General features: G+C 39.3%; 19 protein-coding genes. All 19 read right to left on the reverse strand.

What is annotated here, in order from left to right:
* Window positions 1-15: 15 nt before the first annotated feature.
* Complete coding sequence (gene mutS / locus WKH56_RS01220; protein WP_275210793.1) at window positions 16-2673, reverse strand: DNA mismatch repair protein MutS; 2658 nt, start codon at window positions 2671-2673, stop codon at window positions 16-18.
* Window positions 2674-2836: 163 nt separating this feature from the next.
* Window positions 2837-4234, reverse strand: a complete 1398-nt coding sequence (gene bcaP / locus WKH56_RS01225) for a branched-chain amino acid transporter BcaP (RefSeq protein WP_048019867.1) — start codon at window positions 4232-4234, stop codon at window positions 2837-2839.
* A gap of 177 nt (window positions 4235-4411) precedes the next feature.
* Window positions 4412-4957, reverse strand: coding sequence for an outer spore coat protein CotE (locus WKH56_RS01230; RefSeq protein WP_013058796.1), 546 nt, complete (start codon window positions 4955-4957; stop codon window positions 4412-4414).
* A gap of 236 nt (window positions 4958-5193) precedes the next feature.
* Window positions 5194-5625, reverse strand: coding sequence for a YlbF/YmcA family competence regulator (locus WKH56_RS01235; protein ID WP_013058797.1), 432 nt, complete (start codon window positions 5623-5625; stop codon window positions 5194-5196).
* A 1-nt stretch (window position 5626) separates the two neighbouring features.
* Entirely contained in the window at window positions 5627-7156 is a 1530-nt protein-coding gene (gene miaB, locus WKH56_RS01240; protein ID WP_025601388.1) for a tRNA (N6-isopentenyl adenosine(37)-C2)-methylthiotransferase MiaB, read from the reverse strand.
* Window positions 7157-7410: 254 nt separating this feature from the next.
* Window positions 7411-8277 (reverse strand): 2-oxoacid:ferredoxin oxidoreductase subunit beta, encoded by an 867-nt coding sequence (locus tag WKH56_RS01245; protein WP_013058799.1) that lies wholly within the window; start codon window positions 8275-8277, stop codon window positions 7411-7413.
* On the reverse strand, window positions 8264-10021 hold the full coding sequence (locus tag WKH56_RS01250) for a 2-oxoacid:acceptor oxidoreductase subunit alpha (protein WP_310884071.1): 1758 nt from the start codon (window positions 10019-10021) through the stop codon (window positions 8264-8266). The genes WKH56_RS01245 and WKH56_RS01250 overlap by 14 nt, the downstream gene beginning before the upstream one ends.
* Window positions 10022-10038: 17 nt before the next feature.
* On the reverse strand, window positions 10039-10215 hold the full coding sequence (locus tag WKH56_RS01255) for a hypothetical protein (protein ID WP_014458494.1): 177 nt from the start codon (window positions 10213-10215) through the stop codon (window positions 10039-10041).
* 185 nt (window positions 10216-10400) lie between these two features.
* The gene (locus WKH56_RS01260; protein WP_048019865.1) at window positions 10401-11318 is read right to left on the reverse strand and encodes a dipeptidase; all 918 of its coding nucleotides are present in this window, start codon (window positions 11316-11318) and stop codon (window positions 10401-10403) included.
* Window positions 11319-11393: 75 nt separating this feature from the next.
* The gene (gene spoVS, locus WKH56_RS01265; protein WP_003181955.1) at window positions 11394-11654 is read right to left on the reverse strand and encodes a stage V sporulation protein SpoVS; all 261 of its coding nucleotides are present in this window, start codon (window positions 11652-11654) and stop codon (window positions 11394-11396) included.
* A gap of 223 nt (window positions 11655-11877) precedes the next feature.
* Window positions 11878-12675, reverse strand: a complete 798-nt coding sequence (locus tag WKH56_RS01270; protein WP_028411380.1) for a TIGR00282 family metallophosphoesterase — start codon at window positions 12673-12675, stop codon at window positions 11878-11880.
* Window positions 12676-12756: 81 nt separating this feature from the next.
* Window positions 12757-14316 carry a ribonuclease Y gene (gene rny / locus WKH56_RS01275; RefSeq protein WP_013058803.1) on the reverse strand — a complete coding sequence of 520 codons (1560 nt, stop codon included), beginning with the start codon at window positions 14314-14316 and terminating at the stop codon, window positions 12757-12759.
* A 281-nt stretch (window positions 14317-14597) separates the two neighbouring features.
* Window positions 14598-15635 carry a recombinase RecA gene (gene recA / locus WKH56_RS01280; RefSeq protein ID WP_013058804.1) on the reverse strand — a complete coding sequence of 346 codons (1038 nt, stop codon included), beginning with the start codon at window positions 15633-15635 and terminating at the stop codon, window positions 14598-14600.
* A gap of 199 nt (window positions 15636-15834) precedes the next feature.
* Window positions 15835-17076: a competence/damage-inducible protein A gene (locus WKH56_RS01285; protein ID WP_048019864.1), complete on the reverse strand. Its 1242-nt coding sequence runs from the start codon at window positions 17074-17076 to the stop codon at window positions 15835-15837.
* A gap of 16 nt (window positions 17077-17092) precedes the next feature.
* Window positions 17093-17677: a CDP-diacylglycerol--glycerol-3-phosphate 3-phosphatidyltransferase gene (gene pgsA, locus WKH56_RS01290; RefSeq protein ID WP_028411382.1), complete on the reverse strand. Its 585-nt coding sequence runs from the start codon at window positions 17675-17677 to the stop codon at window positions 17093-17095.
* A 144-nt stretch (window positions 17678-17821) separates the two neighbouring features.
* Window positions 17822-18799: a helix-turn-helix domain-containing protein gene (locus WKH56_RS01295; RefSeq protein WP_223268970.1), complete on the reverse strand. Its 978-nt coding sequence runs from the start codon at window positions 18797-18799 to the stop codon at window positions 17822-17824.
* A 12-nt stretch (window positions 18800-18811) separates the two neighbouring features.
* Window positions 18812-19603 (reverse strand): DUF3388 domain-containing protein, encoded by a 792-nt coding sequence (locus WKH56_RS01300; RefSeq protein WP_013058808.1) that lies wholly within the window; start codon window positions 19601-19603, stop codon window positions 18812-18814.
* Window positions 19604-19816: 213 nt separating this feature from the next.
* A complete protein-coding gene (locus WKH56_RS01305) occupies window positions 19817-20077 on the reverse strand; it encodes a DUF3243 domain-containing protein (RefSeq protein WP_013058809.1) in 261 nt (86 codons plus the stop codon).
* Window positions 20078-20142: 65 nt separating this feature from the next.
* Complete coding sequence (gene ymfI / locus WKH56_RS01310) at window positions 20143-20868, reverse strand: elongation factor P 5-aminopentanone reductase (protein WP_048019862.1); 726 nt, start codon at window positions 20866-20868, stop codon at window positions 20143-20145.
* Between the last annotated feature and the right edge of the window lie 21 nt (window positions 20869-20889).

The raw sequence follows: 20889 nt of genomic DNA on the forward strand, positions 1-20889 counted from the left end.
CTCACTCCTCTCAATCTATTTCTTTTTTAATGATTTTTGCAGTTCATACATCGCATTCATTGCGTCTAAAGGCGTCATTTCTAAAATATCGAGCTCTTTTAAACGATCGATAATTGCTTTTTCACGTTTTGAAAGCGCAGGCTTTTCTTTTTTCTCTTCCATTTCAAAGAACGAAAGCTGATTGGCTTCATCTGCTTTTTTACGATCTGCACGTTCTTCTTGAACCAAAGAAGCACCTTCTTGTGGAACTTGTTGTGTTATCTCTTCTCTTTTTGGAGCCTGACGTACAGGTTCACGCTCAGAAAATTGTTCTAAATCGTGTAAGATGACGCGAGCTCTCTCCAGAAGCGGATCTGGAAGTTCTGCTAGTTCCGCTACGTGAATACCATAGCTTTTATCTGCGGCACCATCTTTGATTTTGTGTAAAAAGACGACTTTCCCATTTTTTTCAACCGCGCTTACATGAACATTTTTAAGCGCAGGAAGCGACTCATCGAGTACGGTTAATTCATGATAATGAGTAGAAAATAGTGTCTTACAGCCAATATGTTCATGAACGTATTCAATAATTGCTTGAGCAAGAGCCATTCCGTCATACGTAGACGTGCCCCGTCCAATTTCATCTAACAGGATCAGACTCGACTGAGTGGCATTTGTCACTGCATTCTTCGTTTCTAGCATCTCGACCATAAACGTACTTTGGCCTGAAATTAAGTCATCAGCCGCTCCGATACGCGTAAACACTTGATCAAAAATCGGCAGAACCGCTTCGTCAGCTGGCACAAAACAGCCAATTTGAGCTAATATCGCCGTTAAAGCGACCTGACGCATGTACGTACTTTTACCAGACATATTTGGTCCTGTAATCAGTAAAATTGAACTATCATCCGTCATTTGACAGTCGTTTGGCACATATTCCTGCGAATTCATTACTTTTTCTACTACTGGATGGCGTCCATTTTGAATCGAAATGTCTTCACTTGAAAAAATAGGCTTCGTGTAATGACGTTCTTCACTGATTTTTGCAAAGCACTGCAGTACGTCAAGCTCACTTACTTTTTTAGCAAGTTCTTGCAGCCTTGGAATATATGCTTTTACTTCTTCACGAATTTGTAAAAACAATTCATATTCCAGCTCTACAATTTTCTCTTCCGCTTCTAAAATCAGCGCTTCTTTTTCTTTCAGCTCAGGCGTAATAAAACGTTCTGCATTGGTTAACGTCTGTTTTCGTTCATACATTCCTTCAGGCAAAAGATGCAGATTTGCCCGCGTTACTTCTATATAATAGCCGAACACGCGATTATAACCAATTTTCAGTGAGCGAATCCCTGTTTTCTCACGCTCTTGCTGTTCAAGTGACGCAATCCATGTTTTTCCGTTTCGGCTTGCATCTCGGTATTGATCAAGCTGTTCATGATAGCCGTCATTAATAATGTCTCCTTCTTTAATTGACAAAGGAGGGTGCTCTTTTAATCCTCTTTCAAGAAGATTAGCTAATCGCTCACAAGGATCAATGTCTTCAACAAGCTTTGTGGCATAAGGATGATTCAAACGATTCACAACCTCTTGAATATGAGGCACATTTTGCAATGATTTTTTTAATTGAATTAAATCACGAGCATTTACATTCCCAAAAGCTACTCGACCAGCTAAGCGTTCTAAATCATATACGTCTTTTAGCAACTCACGCAGTTCTTCTCGTTCAAAAAACTGTTTCATTAAGACATCTACCATATTCAAACGATTATCAATATCCGCTTGTTTTAAAAGCGGACGGTCAATCCAATTTTTTAATAAACGGCCGCCCATTGCCGTAACGGTCTGGTCTAATAGCCATAGAAGCGAGCCTTTCTTTCCTTTTGAACGAATCGTTTCGGTTAACTCTAGGTTTCGCTTAGAGAACAAATCAATTTTCATATATTCATTGATTTGATAAAACTGCACGGGCTGTAAGTGCTCAAGCGAACGCTTCTGCGTGCGAGTTAAATACTGAAGAATACGCGCAAACGTTGTAATAAGCTTTTGCTGCTGAAGCGACTCTACTAAATAATCTAGTCCTTCTACTTGATCTGTACTATTCTCATAAGAAATGGTAATCGTCATGCGCTCTTTTAGTGTTTGTAATAAGTCAGCAGGAAACTCAGAGCTTACAACAACTTCTTTTGCTTCTTTTGCATAAATTTCTGAGACGATATCGTGAAACGAACTAACAAGCGTTACGCTGTTTTCTCCTGTAGACAAATCAGAAAGAGCAAGACCAAACGTTTGATCCTCGAACGCAGTAACAGAACAAATATAGTTATTTTCCTTTTCATGCAGTCCGCGTTCGTTCATCAGTGTTCCGGGTGAAATCACCTGCACCACTTCTCGCTTTACAACACCTTTTGCATGCTTAGGGTCTTCTACTTGCTCACAAATAGCTACTTTAAATCCCTTTTCAATTAAACGCTCGATATACGTAGGAGCAGAGTGATACGGAACCCCGCACATCGGAATTCGCTCTTGTCCTCCTCCGTCTCGACTTGTCAATGTTATTTCAAGTTCTTGAGAAGCTGTCGTAGCATCTTCAAAGAACATTTCATAAAAATCACCTAATCTAAAAAATAAAAAGGCATCTTGATACTCTGCCTTAATTCTCAAATATTGCTGTATCATTGGCGTATACGCTGCCATACTATTCCTCCATACCACATCTAGTTGTGCGTTTTTGCTACACGTATTATAACATAAGTCTTTCTTAAACTTAATTTATTCAAATAGAACAATCTTCAATTTCTTTTCATCAAACAAATAAAAAAGCTTCGGACGAAGGAAGAAGCTTGTCCGAAGCTTTTCATTATTTACTGCTGTTCAAATGACTATGCTTACGTCCGTATAAGAAGTAAACCACTAGCCCTAGTACAAGCCAAATTACGAAACTAATCCATGTTAACTTTGGAAGCTGAAGTGCTAAGTATAAACAGAACACAAAAGCTAAAATTGGAATCACCGGCACGAATGGTACGCGGAAACCAGTCGATTCTGAAGTTTGTTTTGATTTACGTAAATATAAAATTCCAATTGATACAGTCATGAAAGCAAAAAGAGTACCGATATTTGTTAACTCTGCTAATCTTCCTAATGGTACTAAACCAGAGAAGATAGATACTAGTAAACATGTAATCCACGTATTTACTACTGGCGTTTGTTTTTTCTCACTGATTTTTGAAAAAGGCTTCGGCAATAGACCATCTCGACTGATCGCATAAAATAAACGAGTTTGTCCATACATCATAACGAGTAATACCGTTGTAATACCAACAATTGCACCTAATGAAATAAATCCTGCTACCCAGTCTTGGTTAATGTAGCTTAAAGCAAATGCTACAGGGTTTTTGACATTTAATTCTGTATAAGGTACGATCCCTGTTAAGATAAGCGATACGACGATATAAAGGACTGTACAAATCGCAAGAGATGCAATGATTCCGATCGGCATATCTCGCTGAGGCTTACGTACTTCCTCGGCCGCTGTTGCTACAGCATCAAATCCAATGTAGGCGAAGAATACAGTTGCTGCTCCTGTCGCTACTCCCGAGAAACCAAACGGCATAAACGGCGTCCAGTTTTCTGGCTTAACATAGCTAACTCCTACTACGATAAACAGAAGTACAACAGCCAGTTTAATAATAACCATGATAGCATTAAAACGTGAAGATTTTTTTACTCCTTGTGTTAAAAGCAAGGTAATTAAGAAAACAATCATAATTGCTGGAATATCAACGTACGTGCCGTTTGCAGGATTGTATGCACTTGTTAAAGCTTTTGGAAAATGTATGCCAAACCCTGCTAACAATCCTTGGAAATATCCCGACCATCCGCTCGCTACAGCAGAAGAAGCAAGACCGTATTCCAAGATCAGATCCCACCCTAAAATCCAAGCGATTAATTCACCAAATGTTGCATAACTGTAAGTGTATGCACTTCCTGAAACGGGAACTGTTGAGGCAAACTCCGCATAACAAAGAGCTGCAAACACACACGCAAGTCCTGACATAATGAAAGATATAACTAAAGCTGGACCGGCATGTTCAGCGGCGGCTACGCCCGTTAATACAAAAATTCCGGTTCCGATAATGGCTCCAATTCCTAACATTGTTAAATCGAAAGCGCCTAAATCCTTTTTTAATTTAACACCTTTAGAGTTGGTTTCACTAATTAACGTTTGAATTGATTTTTTACGAAATAAGCTCATAGTAAACCCCCAAAAAATACTTATCTGATATAACTAAATTTTCTGAAAATTAATGCATTATTTTCTTTAGATTTACTATACACTGCGCATTCGACAAAAAGCAATATATTTTTTTATTTTTATAAGAATTTTCTTAAAATAGTAAAAATAAAAAAACTAGGAAGAACTTCTTCCTAGTTACTCATCGTCTCCTAATATAAAATCAGGATCTAAATCTTCAAATTCATCGTCATCTACGTCTAAATCAAACTCGTCTTCATCATCGCAGCCTTTCGGATTTACTGCAACACAAACCTTGGTTTCGCCAATCACTTCCGCCAACAATTCTCTCTCTACTTGAACAATCGTTTTATTGCCATTTGGTGAAATTGTGCACTCTAGGCAATTTGGCTGCTGCAGCACGCGAACAATTACTTCGTAATCGTCTCCAATCGAATCTTCGTCTTTATAGCGCAGCTTAATATTATCTTTGTATGATACGGTTTCCGTCCAAACTTCGGTTTTTGTATTATTATTGTACGAATACCAGATGTTAATATCATATCTGCCGTCAACTTCTACATTGCTGCCGCTTTTCTTTGCTTTGTACTCATGGTTAATCACCCAGCATCCTAAGATGCTTGTTGGTCGATTTTTCGGTGCAAGCGTATGAGACGATTGTGTAAACTTGCGACCTTTACCTACGACTGCTTTTGTAATAATTTCTCTATAGTGTTGTGACATGTGAGCATACCCTCCTCAAACTATCTTCATTTCATCCTATGCAGGCTCATTCACTTGTTTGCACATTATTTTTAAGAAACTAGGTTTAAGGCATAAAAAACCTATGTTCCATTGTATGCAAGGATATAGAAAAACGTGACAATTATTAGAGAGAAAATCTGCCCAATTTTCATGCCACATAATGCACACGTGATGCACAAAAAAATGCCTCAGCAATTTGCTAAGGCATTTTTTCTTTATGAGCAGCTAGATCCAGGGCTGTTTCGCACCTGTGAACCTGTTTCACCACGCAGTAAATCACCATCTGTTGACACAATAATTTCATCTGTTACTGTGTTTGAAATAGTGTTAGCGACAAGTTGAAGCAAATCATTCACGTTTATTTGAGACTCTTGAAACTGCTGAATAATCGGCAGTTCATCCAGTTCTTCCTGTAAACGATCGATTTTTGCCTCCACTTGTTTTAACGCTTCTGTTTTACCATAATGTTGGAAATTAACAGCTTGTTTTTGCAAACTTTTAATGCTTGCAATGGTTTCACGCACTTTTTGATTTTCGTTAAGCTGAGCTTCGGCACGCTTGAAGAAATCTACTTCTTCCGTTTCAGCAATCATTTTTGCCAGCTCTTGAGCACGTTTAATTACGTCACTCTTGTTATACTGCGCCATATTACTTCACCTCTGCTGTTTCTTCTACCATTTCCCCGTTTAATGTCCATGTTTTGGCTTTTGTAACTTTTACTTTTACAAGTTGCCCAATCACTGACTTAGGTGCTTTGAAGTTTACAAGCTTACTTTTTTCCGTGTAGCCTGCTAGTACTTCCGGATTATTTTTACTTTCACCTTCTACTAATACTTCGACAACTTTACCTTCATATTCCTTCAATTTCTTTGCAGAAATTTCATTTACAAGAGCATTTAAACGCTGAAGACGCTCTTTTTTCACTTCCATTGGTACGTTGTCTTGCATCTTAGCAGCCGGCGTACCTTCACGAGGTGAATAAATAAACGTATAAGCACTATCAAATTCAACCTCACGATATAGCGACATTGTTTCTTCAAACTGCTCATCCGTTTCATTTGGGAAACCAACAATAATATCAGTTGTTAATGATGCCGTTGGAATGGCTTCTTTAATTTTACGAACAAGCTCTAAATAATGTTCACGAGAATATTTTCGTGCCATAATTTTTAAGATATCACTGCTTCCTGATTGAACAGGCAAGTGAATGTGATCGACAAGATTTCCACCTTTAGCAAGAACTTCAATTAAACGATCATCAAAGTCACGAGGATGACTTGTTGTAAAACGGATACGAGCAACGTCAATTTTACGGATTTCGTCCATTAAGTCGCCTAAGCCGTACGTCATGTCTTCAAAATCTTTTCCGTATGCATTAACGTTTTGGCCTAGAAGCGTAATTTCTTTGTAGCCTTGAGCAGCTAAATGACGTACTTCTTGGATAATATCTTCTGGACGGCGGCTTCGTTCTTTTCCTCGCGTATACGGAACGATACAGTACGTACAGAACTTGTCACAGCCGTACATGATGTTAACCCATGCTTTGACGCTGCCTTTACGTGCTCTTGGAAGGTTTTCAATAACGTCCCCTTCTTTAGACCATACTTCAATCACCATTTCTTTTGCTAAGTATGCTTCGTTCAAAATGTGAGGCAAACGGTGAATGTTATGTGTACCAAAAATCATATCCACGTGCTGATGTTTTTGTAAAATTTTATTTACAACTGACTCTTCTTGAGACATACATCCGCAGACGCCGATTAATAGCTCAGGACGCTCGCGCTTTAAGGCCTTCAAGTGTCCTAATTCACCAAACACTTTATTTTCCGCATTTTCACGGATCGCACACGTATTCAATAAAATAACATGAGCATCTTCAACAGAGTCAGTCGGCTCGTAGCCAAGGCCTAGAAAAATACCAGCCATTACTTCTGTATCGTGCTCATTCATTTGACAGCCGTACGTACGGATATAAAACTTACGTCCCTGTCCCATTCCATGAAACTGTTCATCGATTGCAAAATCGTTGTGATAGGAAACTTCTTCTTTTCCTCGTTTTTTCGCATCTTTTAAAGAAGGTGGCATGTATACTGTTTGAAAATATTTGCTGTAATCCTTTTCGGATTTTTTGTCCGCTGGATTAACTTGGTTGCTTTCTAAACGTTGTTTTTCGTTCATAAAAAAATCTCCTTTCGCCATGACAATTGTCACGTTGCACCTGTAAATCGCAAAAAAATGTGACAGCCTTATGCTTATGCATAAAACTCATCACATTAACATAGTATATAACTTTCAAGTAGCGAACACAATCATATACCTATTTTCTATACCTATGACTATGAAAAAATCCGAACGAGCTGAATTCTCCATTAAGAATCTCAATTTACCGTTCGGATTTTCCCTCTACTAAACTGCTTTTATTGCAGCCTCTTTTACATAAATTCAGCCACTAGCTCATCAAATTTTTCCTCAGTCATACCTAAGTCTGCTTTTGACAGCGGCTCTTCACTATAGCCGTGAACAAGCTGCTGATACGACGGCTGATGCGCATTTTGATAAATAAGCCCTGTTACTAAGCCATTATGCTCCATTAACGTCTGCATAGCTTGCATACGATTGTTTGCATCATAACCTTCAATTGTGCTAAGACTAGTTAGATTTTCTTTAAACCAATCATACGTGTTCACTTTGTTATACGTTACGCACGGGCTAAATACGTTAATTAAAGAAAAACCTTTATGCTGAATGCCTTGTTCAATTAAGCTTGTTAACTCTTTTAAATTCGTTGAAAAGCTTTGCGCTACAAACGTTGCTCCAGAAGTTAACGCCAGCTCCATGACAGATAAAGACGACTCGATTGATCCTTCAGGCGTACTTTTTGTCTTGAATCCTACTTCACTGCGAGGAGATGTTTGTCCTTTTGTTAAACCATAGATTTGGTTATCCATTACGATATACGTTACATCGATGTTTCGGCGAATCGCATGTACCGTGTGTCCCATACCGATAGCAAATCCATCTCCATCACCGCCAGATGCGATAACGGTTAAGTCACGATTAGCCATTTTTACACCTTGAGCGATTGGAAGCGCACGTCCGTGAATACCGTGAAAACCATATGAATTAATATAACCAGAGATACGTCCAGAACATCCAATACCTGAAATAACAGCAAGCTCATGAGGTTCTAAACCTACGTTAGCAGATGCGCGTTGAATGGCTGCTTGTACGGAGAAATCTCCACACCCCGGACACCAGTTAGGTTTTACACTGTTACGAAAATCTTTAAACGTTGCCATTTAACACAAACATCTCCTTACTTTTTGCGTATACTTCTTGCGGAAGAAATGGATTTCCATCGTACTTCAATACGCTTTGAATTTTATCATGACTTGCGATATTCATTTTTAAAATATTAGCAAGCTGTCCAGTAGCATTGTTTTCAACGACAACTACTTTTTTAGCTCCTTGCACGTAAGGAAGCAGTTCGTCAGCTGGGAAAGGATGAATTAAACGAATGTGAGCGTGATTTACTTTTATACCGTCCTGTTCCAAACGTTCCATTGCCTCTTCAATAACTCCACGCGTCGAATTAAATCCAACAAATAAAATATCAGACTCTTTTTCATGAGAGTGAACATGAATTGGCGTATTAAAACGAATTCCTTTTGTTTTACGAAGACGCTTATTCATTTGATCATCGCGGTTCACCGGAGATTCAGATGGCTTTCCTGTCTCATCATGTTCTACTCCCGTTACGTGATGAATGCCATGCTTCATTCCTGGAATGACGCGTGGTGATACGCCGTCTTCTGTTACGCGGTAGCGCTTGTAATATTGTTTTTCTTCCAACTCTTCTAGCTCTCCTTGCTGAAGCTTGCCGCGGCGGATTTCAACGCGGTTATAGTCAAGCGGTTCTACCGACTGTTTCCCAAGTGAAAGCTGTAAATCCGTTAGCATAATAACTGGACACTGATATTCTTCTGCTAAGTTAAACGCTTCAATCGTATCGTAGAATGCTTCTTCAACCGTACTTGGCGCCATGACGATCTTCGGAATTTCACCGTGCGTACCGTAAATCATAGCCATTAAGTCAGACTGTTCTTGCTTAGTTGGAAGCCCTGTACTTGGACCGCCGCGCTGCGTATCAATAATCACAACAGGCTGCTCAGTGATGCCCGCTAATCCAATCGACTCCATCATTAATGATAGACCAGGTCCAGCTGATGCTGTCAGCGCACGTACGCCTGCATAGTTAGCTCCGATAGCCATCGTACATGCTGCGATTTCATCTTCTGTTTGAATAACGGTTCCACCGAATTGAGGAAGCTTTTTAATTAAGTATTCCATGATTTCTGAAGCAGGGGTAATTGGATATGCTGGCATAAAACGAGCCCCACCGGCTAAAGCACCTAGTGCAATCGCATCGTTTCCAATCATAAACATACGTTTTTTACCATCCGCTGGATCTAGTTTCATTGTTTCTAATTGTTCGCCTAACTGTTCACGAATGTAATCTGCACCTTTTTTAATAGCTTCCATGTTTTTTTGTACAACTTTTTGGCCCTTTTTACCGAAGATTTCAAGCACTACTTCTTCAAATATTTCTGTGTCAATATGAAGCACAGCACTTGAAGCGCCTACAGCAACCATGTTCTTCATTAGCGACGTTCCTAGTTCCGTTGCAATTTCTGTAAACGGAACAGCGTATAGCGTAGCAGTTGTACATGTTTCGGGCAGACTTGGGTTGAATTTCGCATCTGCAATTACAACGCCTCCTACGCGCAGCTCATGGACGTTTACATCGATTGTTTCCTGATCGAACGCAACTAAAATATCTAAATCATCTGACACAGATCGAACCTGAGTTGTACTCACTCGGATCTTATTATTTGTATGTCCACCTTTGATACGAGAAGAAAAATGACGATAGCCGTATAAGTAATAACCTAATCGATTTAAAGCGGTTGAAAAGATTTCTCCCGTGCTTTCGATTCCCTCACCCTGCTGTCCGCCAACTTTCCATGAAAGTTGCTGTACCATAAATCAACGCCACTCCTTTAATTGCTCTTAATATAGAAATCTATTTTATTGATAAAAACTGAAAAAAGTAAATTAGCAAACGATTTCATTTGCTTCTGCATTTCACGAACCAAAATCATTCGCAAAACTCCCACAGCACCTTGTCGCTGTACAGGATACGTTTCTGCTTGAGCAGCTCCATAATCCGTTTTCAATTTTATTCCGATTGCCAGAAAAATGCAACCCTTTCCATTGAATTCTCAATCGTTTTAATTATATTTATATTTAATGAATAAGATGAAGTTTTTTAATGATCTTTTCTGTCTTCAAATGAGGCATTAGTATATAAATATCTTCTATAAAAAAAGAGCTTTCCCAAGAAGAAAAAGCTCTTTTTTTATTAGCTGCATACACGATCAGCAAAGTTTTGAAACAGAAAACGTTTTACCTGCTCCTCAGTGTAATGCTTAAGGAGTTCTTCGATTAAATTCGTATACTGTTCATATCTTCCGAGACGATGAACCGTTTTGTCAATGCCGTCAAAGTCAGAGCCAAAACCAACGGAGTATTCGCCTCCTCTTTCACACATGTAATCAAGGTGACGGATCACATCCGCTATTTGCGCTTTGGCAGAGCTCGTTAAAAATTCAGGGACAAACGTAATGCCAATCACGCCGTTTCGCTTTATTAAAGCATGAATTTGATCGTCTCTTAAATTCCGGGGATGAGAACACAATACGTGTGAATTGGAATGAGTAGCCACTACATATTGCGCTAGCTCAATCACATCCCAAAAACCTCTTACCGATAAATGAGAGACATCCGTCCACACTTTATGTTCATTATTCAATTCAACAACTTCTCTTCCAAAAGAAGATAACCCCGCGCCTCGAGGTTCTAAAATACCGTCACATACAGCATTGCTGTAATTCCATGTCAAGCCTACTGAACGTACACCCAGTGAAAAAAGTGTCTTTAAGCGAACTAAACTTGTATCAATGACATCGCACCCTTCAAGCGTCAGCATGGCTCCAAGTTCACCTTTTTTCAAGCTATCTATATCGTGCTTTGAACGAACCCATTTTACACCGGGAAGCGATAAAATATGACTCTGAAACAGCTGAATCATTTCTAACACAACATCAAAGCGCTGAGCTGCCGGAACCGCTTCTGGAATATAAATAGCGAATAGCTGAACTTTCCCTTTTGCTTTTTTTATGCCTTCTAACGTAACATGCAGCGCTGAATCATATGTAAAAGATAAACGTTTATTTAACCAGAGCTTCATTAATACATCGCAATGAGCATCAAATATCACAACCAACACCCCTTTAACTCTATACAAAAAGGACCTGTTTGGCTTCTATGCTTTACAGGTCCGTGGTTTTTATAATTATCGCGGCTCTACAATTAATTTAATGGCTGTTCGCTCTTCTCCATCAATTTGAATATCTGTAAAAGCTGGGATGCAGATTAAATCAACCCCACTTGGTGCAACGAACCCTCTTGCGATTGCTACAGCTTTTACTGCTTGATTAAGTGCCCCGGCCCCAATGGCTTGAATTTCTGCTGCGCCGCGTTCGCGCAGCACGCCTGCTAAGGCACCAGCAACTGAATTTGGATTAGACTTTGCTGAAACTTTTAATATTTCCATATCTAGCTCCTCCTTATTCTTTACAATGTATGATGAGAGATCATTAGACCAATGACTTAATTGATTTCAATGTTACTATATTCACGATATGTCAAACGTATTCCTGCTTGTTTTTCCTAAATATTCAAAAACTTATATTTCTACACCTTTCTTTTTTCTTTTTACGTTTTTGACAAAATAAAAAAGCCAATGTATCGCCTTTCGACACATTGACTTTTTCCCTTTATTCAAAAAACGGATGATCTTCGTTAATTAAAATTCGCTCTGTTTTTGTTGCTTTCCCCGTCTTTTGATCAATATCAATAACGATTCCACTAAGCTGCGTTCTTCCTTCTTTTGGCACTTCAAATCGAACAGGAAGAGACGTTAAAAAACGCTTAATAACTGCTTCGCGCTCCATCCCTAAAATGCCGTCATAAGGTCCCGTCATTCCTACGTCAGAGATGTAGGCTGTTCCTTTTGGCAATATACGATTGTCAGCTGTTTGAACATGCGTATGAGTGCCGACAACAGCGCTGACACGACCGTCCACATACCAGCTAATCGCTTGCTTTTCACTTGTTGTTTCAGCATGAAAATCAATAAAAATAAGCGGAGTGCGCTGGCGTGCTTCTTCAATTAATTCATCTGCTTTTTGAAATGGACAATCGAGCGGAGCCATAAACGTACGCCCTTGTAAATTAATCACGGCTACCTCAAGCTGATTGTACGTAAAATACGTAATTCCTTTGCCAGGTGTACCTTCAGGAAAATTTGCTGGACGAACAAGATTTTTTGCATCGTCAATAAAATCAAAAATTTCACGTTTGTCCCACGCATGGTTACCAAGAGTAATAATGTTAGCCCCTGCTTGTAAGAACTGACGATAAATCTTTTCGGTAATTCCTTTTCCTGAAGCTGCATTTTCTCCATTCACAATTGTAAGTCCCGGAGAGTATTTTCTTTTTAATCTCGGTAAATATTCTTCAACCATTTCACGGCCTGGAGAACCAACTACGTCTCCAATAAATAAAATTCTCATGTAAAAGCTCCTATACTTCATTCTTAATCTGCATCTTCATCTCTACGAAAAAAAATAAAGTGGCGAAACGCCACTTCATTTTTATTTTGCATACTCTACTGCTCTTGTTTCGCGAATAACCGTTACTTTGATGTGGCCAGGATAATCCAGCTCATCTTCAATTCGTTTTCGGATATCTCGAGCAAGTCGATGCGCTTCTAGATCACCAATCGTATCTGGTTTCACCATAATACGAACTTCACGCCCTGCTTGAATTGCAAATGATTTTTCAACGCCTTCATAAGACTCTGAAATTTCTTCTAACTTTTCAAGACGACGAATGTAGTTTTCTAACGTCTCACTGCGAGCACCTGGTCTTGCAGCAGATAATGCATCCGCTGCTGCAACTAGTACAGCAATGATTGATGTTGGTTCTGTATCTCCATGGTGAGAAGCAATCGCATTAATAACAACCGGATGTTCTTTATACTTTGTAGCTAATTCAACACCGATTTCTACGTGGCTTCCTTCTACCTCATGGTCAATTGCTTTACCAATATCATGTAACAACCCTGCTCGTTTGGCTAACGTTTCATCTTCACCTAATTCAGCAGCCATAAGTCCTGATAAATGCGCTACTTCCATTGAATGTTTCAGCACATTTTGACCATAGCTTGTTCTGAATTTTAAGCGACCAAGAATTTTCATCAAGTCTGGGTGCAACCCATGAACACCGACTTCAAACGTCGTTTGTTCACCGACTTCACGAATATATTCGTCCACTTCGCGGCGAGATTTTTCAACCATTTCTTCAATACGTGCGGGATGGATACGACCATCTTGAACGAGTTTATCAAGTGCAATTCTTGCTGTCTCACGACGAATTGGGTCAAATCCTGATAAAATAACTGCTTCTGGCGTATCATCAATAATAAGATCAATTCCTGTCAAAGTTTCAAGCGTACGGATGTTTCGACCTTCTCGACCGATAATTCGGCCTTTCATTTCGTCATTTGGCAAGTTAACAACTGAGACAGTCGTTTCAGCAACATGATCTGCTGCGCAACGCTGAATAGCAAGTGAAAGAATTTCTTTCGCCTTTTTATCGGCGTCTTCTTTTGCACGGTTTTCTGTTTCTTTTACCATTATTGCAATGTCGTGAGAAAGTTCATTTTCAACACGATCTAAAATAATCGCTCTTGCATCTTCTCTTGTTAAGCTTGAAATGCGCTCTAGCTCTGTTTGCTGTGCACGTACTACTTCTTCAACTTTGCTTTCCATCTCTTCAATATGCTGTTGTTTAACAGTAAGAGAATCATCTTTCTTTTCAAGTAACGCTTCACGTTTATCAAGTGATTCGTCTTTACGATCAAGATTTTCCTCTTTTTGCATTAATCGATTTTCTTGTTTTTGAAGTTCTGCTCGACGATCACGAATATCTTGTTCTGCCTCTGTACGAAGCTGATGGATTTCATCCTTCGCTTCTAGTAAAGCTTCTTTTTTCAAAGCTTCCGCCTCGCGGGTTCCTTCATCAATAATTTGTTCTGCACTAGACTTTGCTCCCGCAATTTTAGCTTCAGCAATCGATTTACAAACAAAAAAGCCAACAACTGCACCGACGATTAGGCCAAGCAAAGCGAAGATGATTGTATTAGTATCCATCATTTCACCTCCCCTTGCTATAAACTTGTAAGTTTTAAATTTCATGTCGGCATGTACATCGTATTCACCTTTCAATATACACACAAAGGCTTTTAAACGCTAAAATGTTTTAAAAAGGGAAAATATACATCTTAATTGTAAATCTGTGCATTTTTATTGTCAAGCCTGCCTCTACAGTATATATTGAAATTTCGCATGTTACTTTTCTAGCATTAACAATTTTTACAAAAAAAAGACCCCTTCTTTGAAATAGAGGAGTCTTTTTTTTATCTCGCAGCAAATTAAATATTTAAATCGCCTTGATCGTCATCCTCAGGAGCTGGCTCTCCATCTTGGTCTAAACCATGATGTTCACGCACTTGTCCCGCAATTTCCTGACGAATATCAGTATTTTCTTTTAAGAATTGCTTTGCATTTTCACGGCCTTGACCTAGACGCTCGTCATTATATGAATACCAAGATCCACTTTTTTGGACAATATCTAGTTCAGAAGCGATATCCAAAATTTCACCCTCTTTTGAAATACCTTCTCCGTACATAATATCTACTTCGGCAGCACGGAAAGGCGGAGCTACTTTATTTTTCACAACTTTAATTCTTGTTTTGTTACCTACGATATCATTTCCTTGCTTTAACTGCTCTGCACGACGCACTTCTAGACGCACTGAAGAGTAGAATTTAAGCGCACGTCCACCAGGAGTTGTTTCAGGGTTACCAAACATTACGCCGACTTTTTCACGAATTTGGTTAATAAAGATAGCGATTGTTTTAGACTTGTTGATAGCTCCAGATAGTTTACGCAATGCTTGAGACATTAAACGAGCTTGTAGACCCACGTGAGAGTCTCCCATTTCTCCTTCAATTTCCGCTTTTGGCACTAACGCTGCTACTGAGTCAACAACAATAATATCTACTGCGCCGCTTCGAACTAAAGCTTCAGCGATTTCTAAAGCTTGTTCTCCTGTATCAGGCTGAGATAATAACAGCTCATCAATATTAACACCTAATTTTTGAGCATATACAGGATCTAACGCGTGCTCCGCATCGATAAATGCAGCCTGTCCGCCCTGCTGTTGAACTTCTGCAATCGCGTGAAGAGCAACTGTTGTTTTACCTGAGCTTTCTGGGCCATATACTTCCACCACACGTCCACGTGGATATCCACCTACGCCTAAAGCTATATCTAATGCTAATGAACCACTTGGAATTGTAGAAATTCTTTTTTCCGTTTGTTCACCTAATTTCATAATTGAACCTTTACCAAATTGCTTTTCAATTTGCTTTAAAGCCATATCAAGGGCTGCTTGACGATCGTTCACTCAATTTCCTCCTCTATCTCTTTGAAATCATCTATAAACTGCAAACTTACTACGATGTAGTAGCAATGTCGAATTAACAACTTTCTATAACTTACTATACTAGTTTTTGGGTCGTTTGACAAGCAAAAAGCGAATAAATGTTCGTTTTTTATAAAATTAAAAAAAGGCTGCTTTGGTAAAACTAAGCAGCCTTTTTTCTTTATTTTTTTATCGTCTTCAATACGTAATGACAGCCGTAATTAACCGTTCGTGAACGAATTCCTTGGCGCCTTCCAGATAGCTGCAAACTGTAAACTTGAGGAGTTTGATCCTTATAAGCGACCCCTATATGCACTGTTCCTACAGGGTGTCCTTCTTGTTTAGAGGGTCCAGCTACACCCGTAAAACCGATGCCAATATCCGTTTTGTATAACTGTTGAATACGCTGAGCCATTTCAGCCGCGCACTGCTCGCTAACGGCTCCGTACTGATTCAGCGTGTGTTCGCTCACTCCGAGAATATTTTGCTTGATTTCATAATGATAGGCTACCAGGCTGCCTTTAACAACTTCTCCAGCACCTGAAACAGTTGTTAAACGTTCGCTGAATAACCCGCCGGTTAAACTTTCGGCTGAAGCAATCGTCAAACCTTGTGCCGTTAATTCTTTTACCAATTCATTATGTAAAGAAGTTGCTTCGTATCCATATAAATACTCGCCTACGCGCTCTGAAATGGTTTTTTCCACTTCGTCTAACATGCGCTGTGCTTCAGCAGCATCAGCGTGCTTAGCAGTTAAGCGAAGCGTCACTTCTCCATCTCCTGCAAGCGGTGCAATCGTCGGGTTTGTTTGCGCATCAAGCAAATCTTCAATTTCCGTCTCAAGCTGTGATTCTCCTATTCCGAAAAAACGAAGAACGCGTGATTCAATACTTTCTTTTAATTCAAGCTTTTGAGCTAAAAATTCTTGACCATATGCTTCATACATTGGATAGAGCTCTTTTGGCGGCCCTGGGAATAGCATATAGTGTTTTCCCTCTACTGTAAGCCCCATACCTGGAGCCATTCCGTAATCATTAGGGAGCACTGTCGAACCTTCAAGTACAATTGCCTGTTTTTTATTGTTAGGTGTCATGATACGATTTGACTGTTTGAAATAGGCTTCAATGCTTTCAAGTGCTTCCGCATTTGTTGTCAACTCTACTCCTAGCACACTCGCAATTGTTTCTTTTGTTAAATCATCTTTTGTAGGACCAAGCCCGCCTGTGAAAATAATTAACTCTGCACGTGTTTGAGCTGTAACAATCACTTCTTTCAAGCGCTGTGCATTATCTCCTACTACTGTATGATAGTAAACATTAATTCCAAGTTCGGCTAATTTTTTCGATAAATACTGAGCGTTTGTATTGGCAATTTGCCCAAGCAGCAGCTCAGAGCCGACTCCAATAATTTCAGCGTTCATCATATCATCTCCATCTTACTTATTTTGAATTAACAAAAGCCTGTTTGTTTTTAGCAAAGTAGTCCCAGCCTGAAATAACCGTAAAAATCACTGAGATCCAAAGCATTACGCTAGCAAACGGAATGGAAATCCATTCAAAAGGCAAGTTGTACAACAGAATAGCTGAAATAGCTAAAATTTGAGTCCATGTTTTAATTTTACCTAACATATTGGCTGCTACAACTTCTCCTTCCCCTGCTAGTACAAGTCTTAAACCTGTGATAGCAAATTCACGGCTAATAATGATGATAGCAGCCCATCCTGCACCTGCAATTAAATCTAAGTCAACAATAGCTACAAGCGCAGCTGAAACCAACAGCTTGTCTGCTAGTGGATCTAAAAACTTGCCCAAGTTCGTGACTAAATCGTACTTTCTTGCATAGTATCCGTCGATCCAGTCTGTTGTAGATGCAATAATAAATAATGCCGCCCCTAATAGATGAGCGATCGGAATCTCTTTTCCTGCTGCCTCCACTGTGCCAAATGGTAGCGGCACCATCATAAAAATGAGGAATACGGGAATTAGAAAAATTCGCGAAATGGTAATCTTGTTTGGTAAATTCACTTCTTCTGCCTCCAATTACTGTTACAAACTGAAAGCGTGCAAACGAAGTTGTTTGCACGGCTTTGGTTTTATTATAGCGTGAATGAGTGTTTAATTCACATATTATCTTTATTTACACCCTGACCACTTTTTAAAACAGGCTGTTTACTGTGCTTCTGCCGGCTGATATTGAATCGTTACAACTTGTCGAACTTGCTTGGATGAATCAAACGGCAAGTCAACCGCTTTTCCATTTACTTTTAACTCTACTCCAGGTGAATAACCGATGTTGACACGAGCTTCCGTTTCTTTCGTCAAATCAAATTCTTTTGTTTCACCTTTTTTTAGAATGGAGCTAAAGAAAGCATTTCCTTTTCCATTTTTCACATCTAACCAAGTATCTGCTTGAGTGGATGTTACTTCTAGGTTAAATGCATCTGTACCGGAAAGAGCATACGTAGCACTTCTGCCTGTTTTTTGAACTTCCTTGTATTCTTGTTTACCGCTGTCTTTCTTTTCTTTTTCAGCTTTTTCTTTCTCAGCTTTTTCTTTTGCGGCTTTTTCTTTTTCAGCTTTTTCTTTTTCTTTCTTATCAGCAGCACTTTGTTCATCTTCTGACTTGCTATTGTCATTTTTTGCAGTAGTTTCATTCGTTTCTTCCTGCGTGTTAGACTGCTGAACTTCGCTGTTTGGAGCTTCTTGATTAGCCTGCTCCTTGTTTTTATCCGAGACGATATTTTGAGCGATTACCCAAATAATAATCCCAACAACTACAACTCCCGCCACCACTAGAACAGTTGGAAGGTAGTCATATGCTTTTGAAACTCCTTTTGTATGCTGAGGAATTTCTTTGCGGCTGCGAACGCGCGAAAGCTGCTGCGGCATGTCTTCTGTTTGAGTTGAAGGAATGTCTGATTTGTATTCTTCAAAAATAGCATCTGTGTCCAACCCAATTGCTTCGCAGTATTGCTTAATAAACGCTCGTACGTAAAATTTCCCTGGCATAACCTCATAATTGCCTTCTTCAATGCCAAGTAAATAGCGTTTTTGAATTTTCGTTAGTTTTTGTAAATCCTCTAACGACAATCCTTTGCTTTCTCGTTCTTGTCTTAACCTTTGTCCTAACTCTGTCAATGCTAACACCTACCAATTATGCTAAAAATCAAACATCGATAATCCACCGTCTTGAAACATTTGAGGACCTTCCATTATTTCATATGTAATCTTCTCATTGGGGTCATTTCTTATTTCAATAATGTAGGCAAAATCATCTAACGAATACTCGGTATTTTGTACAAATACATCCGGATGCTCCACGATTTTTGTCGCGGGTACATTCATTACTTCTCGAACAAGCTGCCAGTGCTTTTCATTCGCTCGTTTTGTCGATACAATCCCGTCAATGATAAAAATATTATCAGCGTTGTATTCGTCAGCAATAAGCTGACTGCGAATCGTTTGTTTTAAGAGTGTAGAAGACACAAAAAGCCACCTTTTGTTCGCACATACGCTAGCTGCTACAATCGATTCGGTTTTGCCTACTCGCGGCATACCTCGAATACCGATAAGCTTATGACCGTCTTGTTTAAACAGTTCCGCCATAAAATCTACGAGCAAACCTAATTCATCTCTTACGAAACGGAATGTCTTTTTATCATCTGCGTCACGCTGAATATAGCGACCGTGACGCACTGCTAACTTATCACGCAATTTAGGCGGTCTCATTTTTGTCACAATGATATTATCCATTGTTTTCAAAATAGATTCAAGCCTGTCTATTTGCTCATGTGAATCACAGCGCAGCAATAATCCACGGCGAATATCATCCACTCCATTAATTGTGACAATATTAATTGACAACATTCCAAGAAGCGATGAAATATCACCTAAAAGACCCGGACGATTTTTTTGTATTTGATATTCTAAATACCACTCAATTTTCTCCATCAAACCCCTCCCATTTCTTGGCTGGCCTTCGAGAGGTGCCCCCTTTTTTTCACCTAGTTTAACTATAAATGATTTCCATTATATTATAAACCCTAAAGGCAAGTAGTTCTACATTTGTTATGTATGTAAGCGCTTATTTATTTGTACTATTTAATTCTAAGAAAAAAGGAGCTTTCACACGCGGTGAATTAGCTCCTTTTTAGAAACGATAACTTATTTTACTGATCCGTTATTTTGAACTAATTTCACCATGCTGCTCGCAATCGCATGCTGCTCTTCTTTAGAAGCAACGCTCCAAAGGTCTGCTAAAATTCGCTCTTGATCATTTTTTGCATCAACTTGGTTTGCTAAATATCCACCAATTTGATAAGCAAGATCATGAATAACTTCTTCTTGCATTCCTTCGTTTTGTGCATGATGTAAACGGTCGCCTAAAAAATCTTTCCAGCTATCCCAGTTTTCTAATACTGACATGAGTAGCCCTCCTTAAGGTTTATTCATATCATAGTTTGTACCTTGTTTTTAATTTTATGCACACTTTATATGTACCAACCGCCATTAACCGATAATATTTGTCCAGTTATATACGAAGCACGTGAAGATATTAAATATGAAACCGCATCTGCCACTTCTTTTGGATATCCTATTCTTCCTAAAGGGATCTCTTCAGCCAGCTCTTTAACCTCTTCTTTTGAATAGCTGGCCATCATATCCGTTTCAATCGCTCCGGGCGCAACTCCATTGACGCGAATTCCACTTAATGCAACCTCTTTTGCCAAAGCTTTTACAAACGTATTTTGGGCGCCTTTTACCATTGAATAAAGAACTTCAAACGAAGCTCCTGTAAGTCCCCAAATGGAAGAAATCATGATAATTTGTCCGCTTTTAGCACTGATCATTTTAGGCAGCAAAGCTTTTGTAATAACAAAGGGAGCCGTGATGTGAAGATAGATCATTTCTTCGGTTTCATTTGCCGAAGCATCTGTCATTAACCCGCTAACGCTTCGTCCGCTGTTATGAATAATAACTTCTACCGGAACAATAATCTCCTTTAAAAACTTCTCCATTCCCTCTTTACATGATAAATCCGCTTGTACTGTAAACACGGTTTTCACCTTTTCAGCTAGCTCATGTGCAAGCGCCTCTATTTTGTCTTTTCGTTGATGATAGTGCAAAATAAGCGAGTATCCATCTTCAGCCAATTGCTTAGCAATCGCTGTGCCAATTCCTCCGCTTGCACCTGTCACAAGGGCAAATTTCTCCATAGCCTTCTCTCCTTTACATGC

The sequence above is a fragment of the Priestia sp. SB1 genome (genome assembly GCF_038898415.1).